General features: G+C 60.2%; 12 protein-coding genes. All 12 read right to left on the bottom strand.

Translation table 11 applies throughout. The features are described 5' to 3' along the window. Positions 1-46: 46 nt before the first annotated feature. Entirely contained in the window at positions 47-784 is a 738-nt protein-coding gene (locus HU715_RS02895; RefSeq protein ID WP_186704652.1) for a cephalosporin hydroxylase family protein, read from the bottom strand. Between the two features lie 16 nt (positions 785-800). Next, positions 801-1871, bottom strand: a complete 1071-nt coding sequence (locus tag HU715_RS02890; protein ID WP_186704651.1) for a class I SAM-dependent methyltransferase — start codon at positions 1869-1871, stop codon at positions 801-803. Beyond that, entirely contained in the window at positions 1861-2718 is an 858-nt protein-coding gene (locus HU715_RS02885; RefSeq protein WP_186704650.1) for an NAD-dependent epimerase/dehydratase family protein, read from the bottom strand. The genes HU715_RS02890 and HU715_RS02885 overlap by 11 nt, the downstream gene beginning before the upstream one ends. Continuing rightward, positions 2715-3941, bottom strand: coding sequence for a class I SAM-dependent methyltransferase (locus tag HU715_RS02880; RefSeq protein WP_186704649.1), 1227 nt, complete (start codon positions 3939-3941; stop codon positions 2715-2717). The genes HU715_RS02885 and HU715_RS02880 overlap by 4 nt, the downstream gene beginning before the upstream one ends. Further along, positions 3938-4498 carry a dTDP-4-dehydrorhamnose 3,5-epimerase family protein gene (locus HU715_RS02875; RefSeq protein ID WP_186704648.1) on the bottom strand — a complete coding sequence of 187 codons (561 nt, stop codon included), beginning with the start codon at positions 4496-4498 and terminating at the stop codon, positions 3938-3940. The genes HU715_RS02880 and HU715_RS02875 overlap by 4 nt, the downstream gene beginning before the upstream one ends. After that, positions 4495-5568: a CDP-glucose 4,6-dehydratase gene (gene rfbG / locus HU715_RS02870; protein ID WP_437182508.1), complete on the bottom strand. Its 1074-nt coding sequence runs from the start codon at positions 5566-5568 to the stop codon at positions 4495-4497. The genes HU715_RS02875 and rfbG overlap by 4 nt, the downstream gene beginning before the upstream one ends. Further along, positions 5559-6332 carry a glucose-1-phosphate cytidylyltransferase gene (rfbF, locus tag HU715_RS02865; RefSeq protein ID WP_079305235.1) on the bottom strand — a complete coding sequence of 258 codons (774 nt, stop codon included), beginning with the start codon at positions 6330-6332 and terminating at the stop codon, positions 5559-5561. The genes rfbG and rfbF overlap by 10 nt, the downstream gene beginning before the upstream one ends. 265 nt (positions 6333-6597) lie before the next feature. Then, positions 6598-10170 (bottom strand): glycosyltransferase, encoded by a 3573-nt coding sequence (locus HU715_RS02860; protein WP_186704646.1) that lies wholly within the window; start codon positions 10168-10170, stop codon positions 6598-6600. A 94-nt stretch (positions 10171-10264) separates the two neighbouring features. Further along, positions 10265-11830: a flagellar hook-associated protein 3 gene (locus HU715_RS02855; RefSeq protein WP_186704645.1), complete on the bottom strand. Its 1566-nt coding sequence runs from the start codon at positions 11828-11830 to the stop codon at positions 10265-10267. Between the two features lie 13 nt (positions 11831-11843). After that, positions 11844-13910: a flagellar hook-associated protein FlgK gene (gene flgK / locus HU715_RS02850; protein WP_186704644.1), complete on the bottom strand. Its 2067-nt coding sequence runs from the start codon at positions 13908-13910 to the stop codon at positions 11844-11846. Positions 13911-13920: 10 nt separating this feature from the next. After that, complete coding sequence (gene flgJ, locus HU715_RS02845) at positions 13921-15228, bottom strand: flagellar assembly peptidoglycan hydrolase FlgJ (RefSeq protein ID WP_189656063.1); 1308 nt, start codon at positions 15226-15228, stop codon at positions 13921-13923. 11 nt (positions 15229-15239) lie between these two features. Further along, positions 15240-16310, bottom strand: coding sequence for a flagellar basal body P-ring protein FlgI (locus HU715_RS02840; protein ID WP_161798353.1), 1071 nt, complete (start codon positions 16308-16310; stop codon positions 15240-15242). Positions 16311-16364 lie beyond the last annotated feature (54 nt).

The following is a 16364-nucleotide window of genomic DNA, read 5'->3' as shown; positions in this document are numbered from 1 at the left end:
CCTGTCCCCACAACCTGCCAGACGCCAATGACTTGAAACGGATGGATTAACGAACCCGACGCAGATAACCGTCTGGAGCAACGGTGATCAGCAGCTTGTTCTGCAATTGCTGGTCAATTTCAAAATCAGCGTTTTCCTCAAGGTATTTCCACACGGCGGTTTTCGGGTTATCGCCAGGGCCCCATGGGCGATCCGGGAAAAAGTCCGCTGGCATGTCTTCGACCACGGTGTCCATCACCACGCAATAGCTGCCCACCGAAACCAGCGGCGCGTACAGGCGCAGCTCTTCGAGGACATGGTCATGGGTGTGGTTGGAGTCGAGAACCAAAATGACCTTTTTACCTTTCGCCGCCGCATGGACCTGCTCGGCGATGGCCGGATCGATGCTCGAACCCTCGATCATTGAGATGCGTTTACTCATCGGATGGCTCTCGATGGCTTCGCGGTTATGGGGACGAATATCCAGGTCGATGCCCAGCACTTCGCCGTGGCCCTGCAACTCCAGCAACGAAGCGTAATAAATGATCGAACCGCCATGGGCGATACCGCATTCGATGATCAGGTCAGGCTTGATCTGCCAGATCAATTCCTGCATGGCCATCATGTCCTGCGGCAGTTGGATGATCGGTCGCCCCATCCATGAAAAATGGTAGCTGTACTTGTGGCGGGCCGATTCGTTGAAAAACGCCTTGGCCAAGCCGACGAGTTTCTGATCTTGGCCCTGACCGGCGATTTCGGTCTGGCATTGGGCTTCGAAGGCTTTATGGATAGTGTTGTCGGTCATTTTTCGAATCTCGTGGTTATTGGAACGAAGCGCTGTCAACGGCGTGGTAGACGTAGCGCCCACCCGTCATCCGCTTGATCTCTTCGAGGTAATTGGAGTTCATTACGAACAGGTTGGCGCCTTCGGGCAGCGCATTCATAGCTTCTTGCGGCGAAGATACCCGAGCGCCCGACAACGGCAGATACCGCCCCTGCTTGGCCGGGTTGATATCCACCACGCAGTCCACTGCAACACCGGCTCGTTGCAGGAATAGCGAATAGATCACGCCCTTGGAGGAAGCCCCCCAGATCGCCGAGCCTTGTTGCGGCGCAGCCTGGACGATCTGCACGGCATGACCGAGGCTGGCGGTGAATCCATCGGGCATTTGCAAGGCTGGAACGGGCCGTTCTGGCTTCAGGCGCAACGTGGCCAGATCGGCAACGATGTACAGGTACTGACCGCCAAACAGATGCCCCGCCTCATGCACCGTGCCGAACATCCGCCGCAGATCGTCAAGGCGGAAATAATTGACGTGTTCGTAGAACAGGTCGAACCAGGCTCGATGCTCCAGGATCCAGTCCAGGCACGGCACTTCGATGTAAATCTGTCCGCCCTGGTTGGCCGCTGAGATTTCGGCGAGGAAAGCCACCGGATCCTGAATATGCTCCAGCACATGACGCAGCACGACCGCGTCAGCCGAAAGCCCGAGGTCACGGGTAAACGGCGCCTTGATGACATCTGCGTTATTGCCCTCATAGGCCGGGTCGATACCCGTGATCGCGTAACCACACTCCTTGAGCAGCTCCAGGAAATAGCCTTTGCCGCAACCGACCTCGATCAATTCCTGGCCGCTGAAATGCCGGGCGATGATGCCTTCCACGTCAGCAAGATGCTTCTGAAACTGACCGGAATGGGCCTGTTCATTCTGGTAGTCGCTGTCATAGCTGAGCTTGTCGGCATCGAACGCCTGGTTGAAAACCAACCCGCTCACTTCGTCCTGGACCAACACCATGTCGGCACTCGCCGAGGTTTTGGCTGACTGCTCATCGGCGAAGGTACGGTTCTGCAGAACCGGAAGGCCGGTGGCCCGGTACAGCTCAAGCGTCATGTTCGGCTCCCAACAAGGTTTGCAAACGTTCGGCCACGCCCCAGAACGCCATGGGTTCGTGAGTCGGATAGGGATAGTGGCCCAGGTTCAGGCGAATGGCCGCGCCACGCTCGCGCAGCCGTGCTTCTACCAGCGCGCGAACCGACACCGGTTCACCACTTGAGCAATTGACGACCCCATTGAATTCGCGCTGCGACAGCAGCCCCGCCAGATAAGCACTCGCTGTTTCGATTGCCAGGTAATCGCGCAATTGCTCGCCCCCCGACATATCGAATACTGGCGCCTGGGTATCGATGGCCCGGTCCAGCGCCGCGAGCAGGCTGGTGGGGTTCTGACCGGTGCCGTACAAATAGAACAAACGTGCCCACTGCAAGGTAAACGGGTGCTCGCGCTGCAGGTGTTCAAGAAACAGGCGCAAGGTATTTTTCGCCAAGCCGTAAGGGTTGGCCGGTTGCGGCGCAGTCTGCTCATCGAGCGGTCCGCTCTGCAGGCCGTACTCGAAACAGGTACCTGTGACCAGCACCTGTCCCACACCCGCCACGACAGCCTCTTTGATGAACTGATAATCGGCCATCAAGTTATGTTCGAAATGAAACAGGGCCTGGTAGTTCGGCAGCCCCGGCCACGCCAGATGCGCCAAGGCATCGACATCCTCCACCAATGCAACAACGTCCAGCGCTTCTGCGTAGACATCGGCCGCGACGAATTCAACCTGGTCGAACCAGGGCAATTCCCTGGCCGGCTCTTCCCGGCGCGCAACCGCCCGGACCTGACACCCGCGAGCGAGCAAGGCCGCGACCAGATGACGGCCTACAAACCCGGTGGCGCCAGTTACTAAAACTTTCATAGCAGCGTCAACTCAGGCACCGCGATGACGAATTGCCCACCCCATTGACGAACCTCAACCAGCTGCTGGCTGACTTCGCTCAGCAAATTCCAGGGCAGGACGAGCACGTAGTCGGGTTTCTCTATTGCGATACGCTCAGGCGACACAATAGGAATCCGACTGCCCGGCAAATACTTACCCTGCTTGTGCGGATTGGCGTCCGCCACCCACGCCAGCAAGTCAGGCTTGACCCCGGCGTAGTTGAGCAAGGTGTTGCCCTTGGCGGCCGCGCCATAACCGACCACACGCTTGCCATCGGCCTTGGCCTGTAGCAAAAAGCGTAGCAAGCCATGCTTGATCGCTTCGGCGGCTGGCGCCAGGGTGGCGTAGTAGGCGGCGGTTTTCACGCCTGCCTCCCGTTCGGCCTGCAATTGTTGTTGCACTGAAGATTGGACCGGACGCCGGACTCCATCAATCCGCTGGACGAAGACTCGCAACGAGCCGCCGTGGGTCGACAGTTGGCTAACATCGAATACTTCAAGCCCATTGCGCTCGCACAGGGTCTGCACGGACGTCAGCGACAAGTAGGAAAAATGTTCGTGGTACAGCGTGTCGAACTGCTGCCCGGCCATCAATGTGAGCAGTTGCGGAAACTCGAACGTGGCGACACCGGTTGGCTTGAGCAGAGTGGCAAAGCCGGCGAGGAAATCATTGATGTCCGGCACGTGGGCCAATACGTTATTGGCCGCCATCAAATCCGCTGCCCAGCCTTCGCCGATCAGTTGCGTGGCCGTTTCGCGACCAAAGAACAACTCGCGGATCTCCAGGCCTTTGGCACGGGCGGCCTCTGCGGTGCTGCGTGTCGGCTCGACGCCCAGACACGGAATACCGCGCTTGGCCACGTACTGCAACAGATAGCCATCGTTGGCGGCAATTTCCACCACGCGACTGTCAGCACTCAGGTCGAAGCGCTCGACCATCTCGGCAACGTAGCGCTCGGCGTGGGCCAGCCAGGTGCTGGAAAAAGAACTGAAATAGGCATACTCGGCGTCGAACAATGTGTCCGCGCGGGTATAATCCTCGGTCTGCACCAACCAGCATTGCTGGCATACCGCGACCTTGAGCGGCACCCACTGCTCGGCCTGGTCCAATTGGTCGGCCCGCACATAAGCGTTGGATGGCGGCGAAGTACCGAGATCGATCAAAGGCAAAGCCAGGGCAGTCCCACAACCTCGGCAGTTCATAGACGCACTCCAGCGAAACGCTCGTCGAGCAAGGGATGGTTGCTGTCCCGACTCGACAGATTATTGACAGGCAGCGGCCAGGCAATTGCCAGCCGCGGATCATTCACCGACAGGCCACCCTCGTGCTCGGGAGCGTAGTCGGCACTGTGCAAGTAAAGCAGCTCCGCGTCGCCGGTGAGGGTCTGGAACCCATGGGCGAACCCCGCCGGGATCAACAGGCTGCGGCCATCGCCGGCCTTCAGGTGCTCGGCATGCCAATGCAGGAAGGTCTCGGAATCGGGACGCAAATCCACCGCCACATCCCATACTTCGCCACGCAAGCACGTGATCAGCTTGGCTTCCGGCTGCGCCGCGTTCTGATAATGCAACCCGCGCACGCTACCGCGCTCACGTGTGCAGGAGTGGTTGATCTGACGAATATGGAACGGCTGGCCGAATGCGCTCAGGCTGCCTTCGCAGAACAGCCGGGCGAAATGCCCGCGCTGGTCTTCGAAGCGTTTGTGCTGGACGCTGAACAGATCGGCCAGCGGCAATGCCTTCAAGGAAAACTCGCTCACAACGCGCCTCGATACAGGTTCAGTTGACCGAGGGTGACTTGACGCATGTCATCACCGTTCTGCCACGCCAAATGCCAATCCAGGGTCTGGGCCAGGCATTGCTGCAACGACCAGCGCGGCTGCCAGCCAAGCAACTGCCGGGCGCGGCTGCTGTCCAGGCGCAACAGGCCGGCCTCATGCAAATCGCTCGGTTCGATGCGCAGGCCCGGCGCTTGCGGCCAGCGCTCAGCCAACAGCTGGACGACTTCACCGACGCTGCACATGTCGGCTTCACTTGGACCGAAATTCCAGGCACCGGCGAACTCCGGCCCCTGCTGATACAGACACTCGGCCAATTGCAGATAACCGGCCAACGGTTCCAGGGCGTGCTGCCACGGACGCACGGCCTGTGGATAACGCAGCGTCACCGGCTCGTCTGCCGACCACGCTTTAAGCACGTCGGGAATCAGGCGCTCGGGAGCGAAATCACCGCCACCCAGCACGTTGCCGGCCCGTGCCGTCGCCAGCGCCAGGCCATGCTCGGCATAGCGCTCAGCCGAGAAGAATGAGGCGGCATAAGACTGCGCCAGCAATTCGCAGCAGGCCTTGCTGCTGCTATAGGGATCGTGACCGCCCAAAGGCTCGTTTTCGCGGTAGGGCCATAACCATTCCTGATTGGCGTAGACCTTATCAGTGGTAACCAGTACACACGCCTTGACCCCACCCACTTGGCGAACCGCTTCCAGCAGGTTGAGCGTGCCCATGACGTTGCTGGAATACGTGCCCAACGGGTCGCGATAACCTTCGCGCACCAACGGCTGCGCCGCCAGATGCAGGACGATCTCCGGCTGCACGTCCGCCAGCAATTCCAGCAAGGCGCCGAGGTCGCGCAAATCACCGCGCCGGTCATCGATGCCCTCGCCCACGCGGGCCAGCTCGAACAGGTTTGGCTGGGTGGCCGGGTCAAGGGAAAAGCCACTGACCTTGGCCCCCAGGCTTTGCAACCACAGCGTCAGCCAACTGCCCTTGAAGCCGGTATGGCCGGTGACCAGTACGCGCTTGCCACGCCAGAACTCCGGATTCAAGACCATTGTTTCCATGGGGCCTCGCCGCTTTGCCACAGGGCTTCGAGGTGGTTTTTATCCCGCAGGGTGTCCATTGGATGCCAGAAACCATCGTGCTGGAACGCCTGGAGCTGCTGCTCGCTCGCCAACGCAGCCAGCGGCTCAGCCTCCCAGGACGTTTGGTCATCGGTGATAAAAGGCAAGACTTTTGGCGAGAGCACAAAGAAGCCCCCATTTATCCAGCCACCGTCACCTCGAGGTTTTTCAGTGAAACCCAGAACGCTATCGCCGTCGCGCTCCAACGCACCGTAACGCCCGGGGGGCTGGACTGCCGTCACGGTGGCAAGCTTGCCGTGAGACAAATGAAAATCCACGAGCGCGCCAATATTGAGGTCCGACACGCCATCACCATAGGTGAAGCAGAACGCCTCTTCATTTTCCAGGTAACGTGCCGCCCGACGCAGACGCCCACCGGTCATGGTGTCCTCACCGGTGTCGATCAATGTCACGCGCCACGGCTCGCTGTAGTTCTGATGAACGTCCATGCGGTTGTTGCACATATCGAAGGTGACGTCAGAGGTGTGCAGGAAGTAATTGGCGAAGAAATCCTTGATGGCATAGCCCTTGTAGCCCAGGCAGATCACGAAGTCGTGGATTCCGTGGGCGGAATACTGCTTCATGATGTGCCAAAGAATTGGCTTGCCGCCGATCTCGATCATCGGCTTGGGCTTGAGGTGGGACTCTTCGCTGATCCGCGTGCCGAGACCACCTGCCAAGATAACTGCCTTCATCGTCTCCCCTCTTGTTCATCACCGGGCTTGGGCAAGCGTTGTTTCGCTTTGCGGGCACAGGGATTACACCTTCAATGCCGGTACGGGCGCTGCGACGGGCCGCGAGCGCTCGTTTTATGGCGATATGAGGGGGACTTGCAGGAAACGCGCCAGCTCTGGCGGGGGCGGTTTCAGGAGTAGAAATCACAAAAACGGCCGCACGCGGCCTTGGTGGCGAAGTGGCTAGTTTCTCCGCCACGAGTGTCGACGCTGCACAAGGCAACGATCAATCCGGCAACCACCCCCACAACCAATGCTGCAGGTTCTTGCCGCTGAGCATGTAGTCCCGCAATACCGCTTCACGCAGTTCATCGCCCATGCGGTAGCTGGCGTCCGGATCGGCCAGGTGCATGCGGATGGCCGCGATCCATTCTTCGGTGCTGTTGCTGCGCACTTTGGTACAAGGCAGGAAACCGTCGTAGGCCTTGGTATCGGTGCAGATGACCGGGTAGCCACAGGCACCGTATTCCAGCAAGCGCAGGTTGCTCTTGCAGTCGTTGAAGATATGGAATTCCAGTGGCGCCAAGGCCAGGTCGAGGTTCAAGCTGGCCAGCTTGAACGGATAGGTGTTTAGGCCGACCGAGGCATGGAACTCGTGAATATACGGACGCAGCGCTTCCGGACACATACCGAAGAACACCCAGTCCACTTCATTGGCCAGCTCGCGAACCAAGTCTGCAATGATCTCCAGATCGCCACTGTGGCTGGTTCCTCCCCCCCAACCCACCCGAGGCCTGGAGGACGTGCCGCGCCGGCTGGTCAGTTGCGCCCACGGCTCAGGTGGCAACATATTAGGCACGATACGAATTTCATTGTGCATGCTGGACAAGGCATCAGCGAGCGAAGGTGTGGTCACCACCACGCGATCACACATCCTGATTCCTTCGCGCAGCATCTGCTCGATATTGGCCGGCTTGTTGCGCGCATGCGTGTTTTTCTTGGGGGCCTTAACGACGTAATCGTCGAGCTCGAAGATCCGCAAGGCACCGGAGTATGTCTTCATTCTAAGAATATCGCCAGCAGCCCCTTCGCTGTAGCGACCCTGCAATACGATCGTATCCGGCGACAAGCGCTCGATCTCAACGGTCGAAGGCGACTCGTAGGCAACTCGGGCGATTACCCGTCCGGCGGCCTCCAACTCTGCCAACGGGGCCGTGACGCGATAATGGCCGACCGCAGTGGAGTTGACCGGCAAGCCAAGTATCAATGGCAGAGCGCGGGTGCAGAACGGGTTCCAGTTATTGCGCAGCGACGGTTCCAGGCTAAAGCTGGAAGCCCCCAGACTCAGTGCTGGGTTGTAGCTCGAATCTCGGGCGATCTGCGGCAGCCATTTGCGATAAAAGACTTCACGCTCTCGCTCCACCAACGGGGTTTCTTCAGGCTGGGCGGCGGTCGATTGTGGGTCGACTTTCATGACCGTGGCGTAAGGCGTCCAGACCACCAGATAGCCGTTTTTGCTGGAGCGCAAGCACAGGTCCACATCGCTGAGGCCGAAGGTGAAGGACGCATCGTCCAGGCAGCCCAGTTCGTCGAAAACCTGCTTGCGCACCATCAAACAATCGCTGCTGACCGAACTCCAGTTCTGCGTTGCATGCAAACGTTGCATGTAGCCGCGCGAAGCCGCGGATTCACCGTAGAACGGCGTGCCCACCGGCCCAGCCAACCCGAGAACCTGTCCGCCGCCGACAATCGTGCCTTGAGGACTGAGTATTCTAGCACCGACCACCGCGACCTCTGGCCGCTGGGCATGATTGATCAGCTCGTCCAACCAGTCATTTTCACAAATGACCGTTTGCGGACTGAGCAACAGCAAATAGTCGCCCCGGGCCTGACCTGCAGCAAAATTGCGCACCGCTGCATCGCTGTCATCACCGGCGTATCGCAATACGCGCAACATGCTCGCGCCCAACTGCGACATGTTCTCCAGCCAGTCGAGCATGGCCGGATCCCGGACGCCGCTGTCCACGATCAGAATTTCATAATGGGTGTAGGCCGTGCGCTCGATCAGGCTCTCAGCGCAACGCTGCAAGGCTGTGAGCGAGTCACCGGTACGCATGATGATCGATATCAGTGGGCGACCGCCGTGCCGGTAGTTGATGCGGTTGATTAACGGCAACGTGTCGGGGGATATCTCATGATCGATGCCGATACGTTCCAGGTGTGCGCCAACCAACCGGGCATTGCCATCGATGACCTCAGGCAACGACAACCATTGAGCGAAGCTCAGGACCGACTCGACCTGGATTTCCGCGATGTGCTCGACGGTCTGAGGGCCAGTCTCCTCCAACAGGCGCCAAAGCAGATCATGGGGCGCCAGTTCACCGTGATCCGATTCGAAGCCGCCGAGAGCCATGAATCGCTCACGCTCGAAAGCCAGGGTCCGACCGACATAAGGGTAGGCGCGCATCAGGTCCAGGTTGAAATCCGGCTTGAACACCGGTTCGAAGGACTCCCCGTCGACCAACGCGCCTTCGTCACTGTAGATGCAAAGGATGCCCTGCCTCCCAGCGACACGCTCGGCCAGGATCAGCAACGCCGAATTGCGCAGCACGTCGCCCGCTCGCAGCAGGTAGAACCAGTGCGCGCCTTCCAGCTGTGGCACGATAACATTGAGCTGACGCGGCCAATCGGCCTGATAAGGCAGCTGCAACACTCGATCGTCCACTTCGCAATGAGCATCGGAAAGCACCACTGCGGCCTGGGCTGGATACAACTGATCCTTGATGCTAAGTAATGTCGCCGCAAGCGCCTGCGCATCGCCGAGCGCGTCGATGACCACAGTTACGATGTTTGGCCGAAACGGCCAGCTATCGATGCGCGCAGGCATGACGCGCTGTTCAACCTTGGTGAACCGGCGGACAGCAAGCCACTCACGGTAAAAGTCGGCGTAGCTCTCACTTTGCGCCCCAACCCGACCGTTGACGACGGTATTGCGGTTACCGAGTACGCGGGTTACGCAGAGCTCCTGCCAGGCATGAGGCTCATCAGTGATTTTGTCCAGATCAATGCAGCGCACCCAGCCCGCGGCCGGAGCCGCTTCACCGCTGCGCGCGACAAGCATTTGTGCCAGCCATTCCCACTCAATCTTTGCTGCCTTGAGCATTTCCGGGGTCTTGCTCAAACGCCCCGGATAGAGACGCTCAACGCTCAGCACAGTATTCAACGCAATCAGATTACCGCGCCGCATCAGGCAGACAAACAAAGCAAAATCGAGCACCGCAACAAAACCGGCACCGTCCTGAATCAGCGCGGGCAGCAATTCCAGCACATCGGCCCGGCGCATCAGAGTCGAACTGAAATTGCCAATGAAATTGGTTGGCGTGCTCTCGAAAATCGCCAGCATATCGTCGCCCTTGAGCAAGGCGTCATTTGGCGAGAAACGACAGTTGTCCACACGGGATGGGAGGATGAAGTTGCCGGCATCGCACAACAGCCGCAGCGCGAACACCACGCTCACGTCAGCATGATCCATCAACGCCTGGGCCTGCATCGCAATGCTCGGTGCGAATAGCCGGTCGTCATCGCACAGCACCTTGATGAACTCGCCCTGCGCCTCTTCGACACAGCGCAACAGGTTGCCCTGCAGCCCTAGTCGTTGACGGTTTTTCAGATAGCGGACCGGATGGGCCGGCTCTTTGAAAGACGCGACTATGTCGCGGATTTCATCGCCAGGCGAATCGTCGCAGACGATGATTTCAACGTTTTCGTAGGTCTGGGCCAGGGCACTGAGCAGTGCCTGGTCGAAAAACCGAGGGTTATAGGCAGGAATGACGATGCTGACGAGGGGAAGTGACTTCACGGTTAAAACTCTCGAGCGGCGGGCTCCGGCCTTTTCAGGTCGGAGCCCCGAAACCGCTTAAAAAAAGACGGTTGGCGGCTCGGTCGATACCGGCTCAGATCTTGTTGAACAGACCCAACTGGGCGATCTTGCTGAACGCCAGTTGCGAGGCTTGCAGCATGGTCTGTTGCAACGTCAGGCGGGTCATCACCTCGGCCGCATCGGAATCGCGGATAGACGATTGGGTCTGGTTGTTGGCCAGGATCAGGCTCTGGTTGGTGTCGCTCTGGGTATCCAGAGCGGCACCACGACCACCCACTGAACTCAGGGCACTGGACAATTGATCGGTGCCGCTTGCCAGGTTGCCAATACCGGACGCCAGCGAAGCCTGCAGCTTCTGCAGCGCAATAGGATCGTTGTTAGTCGGCGTGCTCAACGCGGTCTTCAACTGATTCACGGTGTCCAGGACGTTCTGGGTTTCGTGGGTGTTGACCGCGATGCTGAACTGATCGTCAGCGGCTGGCGTACCGTTCAGGGTAAAGCTAACGCCCGACGCTGTTGCGACGTTGCCAGCCAGGGTGCCACTGGACACGGGTTGGCTGTTAGCCGTCAGCGGTGCTGCGTAGAGATCGAAATCGGTGGCGCTGGTGAACTTCAACACGGCCGCCCCGGTAGGGAAACTGGCGTGGTACGCCACCGGATCGGTGATCTCGCTGCCGGTGATCTGCACTGCGGTCGGGTTGCCGGGACTGCGCATCGGAACAAAGGTGTCCGGCTTGGCAGCCAGGGTGAAAGTATGGCCTGGCAACACGGTGCCCGGGACGTCACCCGCTTGCAGATTGATGTTCAGGGTCAGTTCCACACCACGGAACTGGACCGCCTGCCCACTCTTGCTGTTAGGGTCGAACGCGCCACCCTGGCTGGCTTCGGCGGTCACGTCATTGCCGAGCGCGTCGGTAATTTTCAGTTGCGTGCCGCTGGTGAACTCAACGGTGTACGGCTCTCCGCTGCGGAACTTGCTGTTGTAGCTGACACTGGACGACACCTGGCCGTCGGACAAGACCACGCGTCCGTCATCCACCGGCGGCGCGGTGCGGGTGACCTGGCTGCGGCTGGTATTGACGGCCTGCTGGAACACTTCCCAGCCAGTGCTGTTGGTGGCCATCGACATGGTGTCGCCGATCGGCAGGTCGAGCGTCACCTGGTCGCCGTTGTAGCTGTAGCTGCCATCGGTGTTGCGGGTAAACGGGATGGTGTCACCCTTGGAACCGGCAAAGATGTACTTGCCGTTTTCGTCCTTGCTGTTCATCAGGCTCAGCAATTGTTCTTCGATCTGCGCCAGCTCCGAAGCGTTGGCCTGGCGATCGGCATCAGTGTAACCGGCGTTACCCGCACCGACGGCCAATTCCTTGGCGCGCTGCAACACGTTGCCGATGCTGGTCATCACCGCTTCGGTGGTGCCCAAGGTGGCCTTGATGGTGTTGGCGTTGGTTTCGTACTGGGCCAGCATCGAAGCCTGTGTACCCAGTTGCAGCAGACGCGAAGCCCCCACCGGGTCGTCGGCGGCGGTGTTCACGCGCACCAGGCTGCTGGCCTCTTCGCTGGTCTTGACCACATTGGCGAAGTTTTTCTGGTAGTTCGCAGCCGTGCTTTCGTAGAACTGAGAAGTAGAAATGCGCATGGGCTACGGCTCCTTAAAGACTGTTGATCAACGTGCTGAAAATTTCCTGCGCAGCCTTGATGATCTGCGAAGACGCGGTGTAGTACTGCTGGAACTTGACCAGGTTTCCGGTTTCTTCATCCAGGTCCACGCCCGACAGCGAGTCGCGGGCGTTCTTGGCATTGTCCAGGATTGCACCAGTGGCGGCGCTGTCCAGCTTGCCCTGGGCAGCCTTGGCGCCGACGCCTTCAACCAGTTTGCCGTAGGCATCGTTCAGGGAAATGCCTTTGCTGGCGGCACCGGTGTCGACGGTCTTGGCGGTCTGCAAGCCCGCGAGCGCGTTACCGTTACGGTTGTCCAGGGTGCCAGGCTGGCTGAGGCTTATGTCGATGCCTGCCCCATTAGATGGCGCGCCGGCGATGGACATGTCGAACGCGACAGTACGTTGCACCGGCGGTACGGACGAATCCATGATCGGGTTGCCGCTGGCATCCTTGAGCGGAACACTCAGGCTCAGGGTGTTGCTCTGACCGGGTTTGATCGTGCCGCCACTGATAAATCCGCCCTTGGCATCGAGCAACTGATAAGCCTGGCTCGTGCCATCGGCCGAGGTCGCGCCGAACACCACCTTGACCGGCATGGAATTCTTGATGCCGTTCTGGATGATGCTGGTGGTGGCCTCGTCGTAGATGTCCAGCTTCGTCGTCATGGTCGGCTGGCCGCTGGCCGGAATGGTCAGCGTGCCACTGCCGCCCGGCGTGATGGCGGCGCCCAGCGGGGCAGCAATCGCCAGCCGCTTGGAGTCGGTCATCTCGGTCTTGATGCTGCCCGCCGCGTTGCGGGTCGGGGTGATCTTGAACGAATCGCCGGCGGCCGCAGTGCCATTGGCGAAGGTCAGCGAGAAGCCATCGACGACCGGCGCTGGCGTGGTCGTCGTGCTGAACGCGCCCAGGGAGGTGTTATCAGGCAGGCGCTGTACGGTGTAGTTGGTGCCGCTGGTGAAGGTGATCTTGTAGTCGTTGGTGGTCAGCTTGCCGGTGTCTTCGATGGACACATTGAAGTTGCCGGAGCCTGCGCTATTGCCCAGCGAGGCGACGCTGCGCTGGCTCATCTGCGCGGCGCTGTTGATGCTGCTGAACAGGTTGGAACCAAACGCACCGTTCTTGTCGATGCCCGAGGCCTGGATGCTGTTCATCTGATCGGCGACAACCAGTGCCACGCGGCCCAGCTCGTTCATGGCCGGGTCGAGCACGGTGCTGCGGTAGCGCATCAGGCCACCGATCTCGCCACCGGTCATCACCTGGGTGAGGTCCATGACGCTGGAGCCGCTGTTGAGCTGGATGCCGATGCGCCCCGGATCGTTCTTGTCCGGCACCGCTTCGAGTTTATTGGTGATGTTGCCCATCACCAGCGGCTGGCCGGAACCGAGGTAGATGTCCAGGCTGCTGCCGTTCTCGACGACTTGGGTGCCGGTGAAGGTCGACAGTTGGCGAATGGTTTCGCTGCGCGCGTCGAGCAAATCGTTCGGCGCGCCTCCAGAATTGGAGACTTCGGCGATTTTCTTGTTCAACTGGGCAACGGTGGTGGCCAGGCTGTTGATCTGGTCGACCATGTTCGACAGGTTGCCATTGATGTTTTCGTTCTGCGCGGTCAGCTGGCTGGCAACCGAATTGAAACGGTTGCTCAGGGCTTGAGCATCGCTGAGCAGCAACTGGCGGGACGCATCGTCGCCCGGCTTGGCGTTGACGTTCTGCACCGAGGCGAAGAATTTGGTCAGCGCGCCGTTGAGGCCGGTGCCGCTGTCCGACAGCAGCGAGTCAAGCGGCGTGATCTGCCCCTGGTAGGCCGCCGCATCGCTGTTGAGCGAGGTGGTGGTCTTCAGTTGCGCTTCAAGATACGAGTTATACACCCGGCGCACATCGGCCAGGGTCGTGCCGGAACCGATGAACACGTTGCCGTACTGGTTTGACGCCTTGGTGGTCTGCACGGTCTGCTGACGCGAATACCCGGCGGTATCGACGTTGGCGATGTTGTTACCCGTGGTCACCAGTGCGGTCTGGCTTGCGGACAGACCCGACATCCCGATATTGAGCAAACTCATGGTTCAGACCTTATAAAGTCGTGGTGGCACCAGCCGATGCGTAGTTTTGGTAACTCGTCATCTGCCGGGCTATGTTCGAAATCTTGCTGGCGTAGTTCGGGTCGGTGGCGTAACCGGCCTTCTGCAACTCGCGTACAAACTGTTCCGGTTTATCGGCCGACTTCAGCACTTCTTGATAGCGGCTGTTGCTTTGCAGCAGATTGACCAAGTCATGGAAACTGTCGCGGTACGAGGCGTAGGAACGGAACTCGGCCGTCTCCTTGACCATCTCGCCATTGCGGAATTCGCTAGTGATCGCCCGCGCCGAATCGCCCGTCCAATTCTTGCTGGCCTTGATGCCGAACAGGTTGTGGCTGCTGCTGCCATCGGGCTGGCGCATCACCGATTTGCCCCAACCGGTTTCCAAGGCGGCCTGGGCCACCAGGTAACGTGGGTCGACACCGATGCGGTCGGCGGCTTCCTTGGCCATTGGCAGCATGGCATTGACGAATTCATCGGCATCGCGGAAGGCCTTGCGCGCTGGCGCCAACGGTGGCTGGGCCACGGCGCGACCATAGACCTGCATGTCGCCTTTGGGCTCGGACGCCTTGAGCGCGGCCAGCCAGTCGCCATTGGCCAGTTCGCCGGTGGCCGGCTTGACGGCGGCGATGGCGCGATCCGGCAGCAGGTTCTGCGCAGGGGCATCGGCATTGGCCGCAGCCGAAGGCACCAGCCCGGCGAGCAGGCGGTCAGCCAGTTTCGGTGGCAGGGCCAGGCGCCGCTGGTTGAGCAGTTCCATGTCGTTACGGTGGACGCCCTCGGCCCCTTGCGGCGCGCTCACGGCCCGCGAGGCCCACAACGGACGCTGGCCACTGGTACGCGACAACGGCCCATCGGTAGGCAGGGTCCCGGCCGCTACTGGCGTCGGCACCGGTGCCTTGGCGACGGTGTCCTGCGCCTCTTGTTGCTTGGCAGCCGACAATGTCGCCGCCTCGCCGGACACCAAAGGCTTGTTCTTCGACATCTGGCGCAACAGCACATCGGCCAGGCCGATACCACCGCCTTCGCGGGACATGGAAACGGCCAACTGCTGGTCGTACATTTCCTGGTATTGCTTGGCTTCCGGCGTGTTCATCGGATTGTCCTTGCCCAGGGCCTCGGTGGCCGAACGCATGGACTTGAGCATTTCGCCGAGGAACAGCGACTCGAATTCCTGCGCCACTTTGCGCAGGTTGCCTTCGCTGTTCTTGTCGCCGACCTTGAGCTGGTTCAGGCGATTCAGGTCCGAGTAGGACCCCGAATCCCCGCTGATCAAGGCGCCTTTGCGCATATCCACCATGACCGCTTTCCTTAAATCACGATCAGGTCGGCTTGCAACGCGCCGGCCTGCTTCAAGGCTTCAAGAATGGCCATCAAGTCGCCCGGCGCCGCGCCGACCTGGTTCACCGCCCGGACGATTTCATCCAGGGTCGTGCCCGGGCCGAACTTGAACATCGGCTTGGCTTCCTGTTCGGCATTGACTCGCGAACGCGGGACCACGGCGGTCTGGCCGTTGGACAATGGCCCCGGCTGGCTGACGATCGGGTCTTCGGTGATGGTCACGGTCAGGCTGCCGTGAGTCACGGCGGCCGGGGAAACCTTGACGTTCTGGCCGATCACGATGGTGCCGGTACGGGAGTTGATGATGACTTTCGCCACCGCCTGGCCCGGATCGACTTCGAGGTTTTCCAGGATCGACAGGTAGTCGACGCGCTGGCTCGGATCCAGTGGCGCGGTGACGCGGATCGAACCGCCGTCGATGGCCTGGGCCACGCCTGGGCCAAGCATGTCGTTGATCTTGTCGACGATGCGCTTGGCCGTGGTGAAATCGGAACGGTTGAGGTTCAGTGTCAGGCTGTTGCCCTGGTTGAAACCGCTCGGCACCGCACGCTCCACCGACGCACCACCCGGGATGCGACCGGCCGACGGAACGTTGACGGTGATCTTCGAACCGTCGCGACCCTCGGCATCAAAACCGCCCACCACCAGGTTGCCCTGGGCAATGGCGTAGACGTTACCGTCGATCCCCTTGAGCGGCGTCAGCAACAACGTGCCGCCACGCAGGCTCTTGGAGTTACCGATCGACGAAACGGTGATATCCACTTGCTGGCCGGGCTTGGCGAATGCCGGCAGATCGGCACTGATCGACACCGCCGCGACGTTCTTCAACTGCACGTTGCCGGAGCCGGCCGGCACCTTGATGCCGAACTGCGACAGCATGTTGTTGAAGGTCTGCAAGGTGAACGGGGTCTGGGTGGTCTGGTCACCGGTGCCGTTCAGGCCCACGACCAGGCCGTAGCCGATCAACTGGTTGGAACGCACGCCGGAAATGCTGGCGATGTCCTTCAGACGCTCGGCTTGAGCGGTGAAGGCTGCCGACATCACCAGGGCACCGATCAACAGCTGTTTAAGATTCAACCGCTTGAGATTCAACTT

It is taken from the genome of Pseudomonas zanjanensis (assembly GCF_014268745.2).
In the GTDB taxonomy this organism is placed as follows: domain Bacteria; phylum Pseudomonadota; class Gammaproteobacteria; order Pseudomonadales; family Pseudomonadaceae; genus Aquipseudomonas; species Aquipseudomonas zanjanensis.
This window is presented reverse-complemented; position numbering and strand designations above follow the sequence as displayed.

What these genes read in the sequence shown, in the direction of transcription:
- HU715_RS02895 (WP_186704652.1), bottom strand. Translation starts at nt 784, where the DNA reads ATGACCGACAACACTATCCATAAAGCCTTCGAAGCCCAATGCCAGACC.
- HU715_RS02890 (WP_186704651.1), bottom strand. Translation starts at nt 1,871, where the DNA reads ATGACGCTTGAGCTGTACCGGGCCACCGGCCTTCCGGTTCTGCAGAAC.
- HU715_RS02885 (WP_186704650.1), bottom strand. Translation starts at nt 2,718, where the DNA reads ATGAAAGTTTTAGTAACTGGCGCCACCGGGTTTGTAGGCCGTCATCTG.
- HU715_RS02880 (WP_186704649.1), bottom strand. Translation starts at nt 3,941, where the DNA reads ATGAACTGCCGAGGTTGTGGGACTGCCCTGGCTTTGCCTTTGATCGAT.
- rfbG (WP_437182508.1), bottom strand. Translation starts at nt 5,568, where the DNA reads ATGGTCTTGAATCCGGAGTTCTGGCGTGGCAAGCGCGTACTGGTCACC.
- rfbF (WP_079305235.1), bottom strand. Translation starts at nt 6,332, where the DNA reads ATGAAGGCAGTTATCTTGGCAGGTGGTCTCGGCACGCGGATCAGCGAA.
- HU715_RS02855 (WP_186704645.1), bottom strand. Translation starts at nt 11,830, where the DNA reads ATGCGCATTTCTACTTCTCAGTTCTACGAAAGCACGGCTGCGAACTAC.
- flgK (WP_186704644.1), bottom strand. Translation starts at nt 13,910, where the DNA reads ATGAGTTTGCTCAATATCGGGATGTCGGGTCTGTCCGCAAGCCAGACC.
- flgJ (WP_189656063.1), bottom strand. Translation starts at nt 15,228, where the DNA reads ATGGTGGATATGCGCAAAGGCGCCTTGATCAGCGGGGATTCGGGGTCC.
- HU715_RS02840 (WP_161798353.1), bottom strand. Translation starts at nt 16,310, where the DNA reads ATGTCGGCAGCCTTCACCGCTCAAGCCGAGCGTCTGAAGGACATCGCC.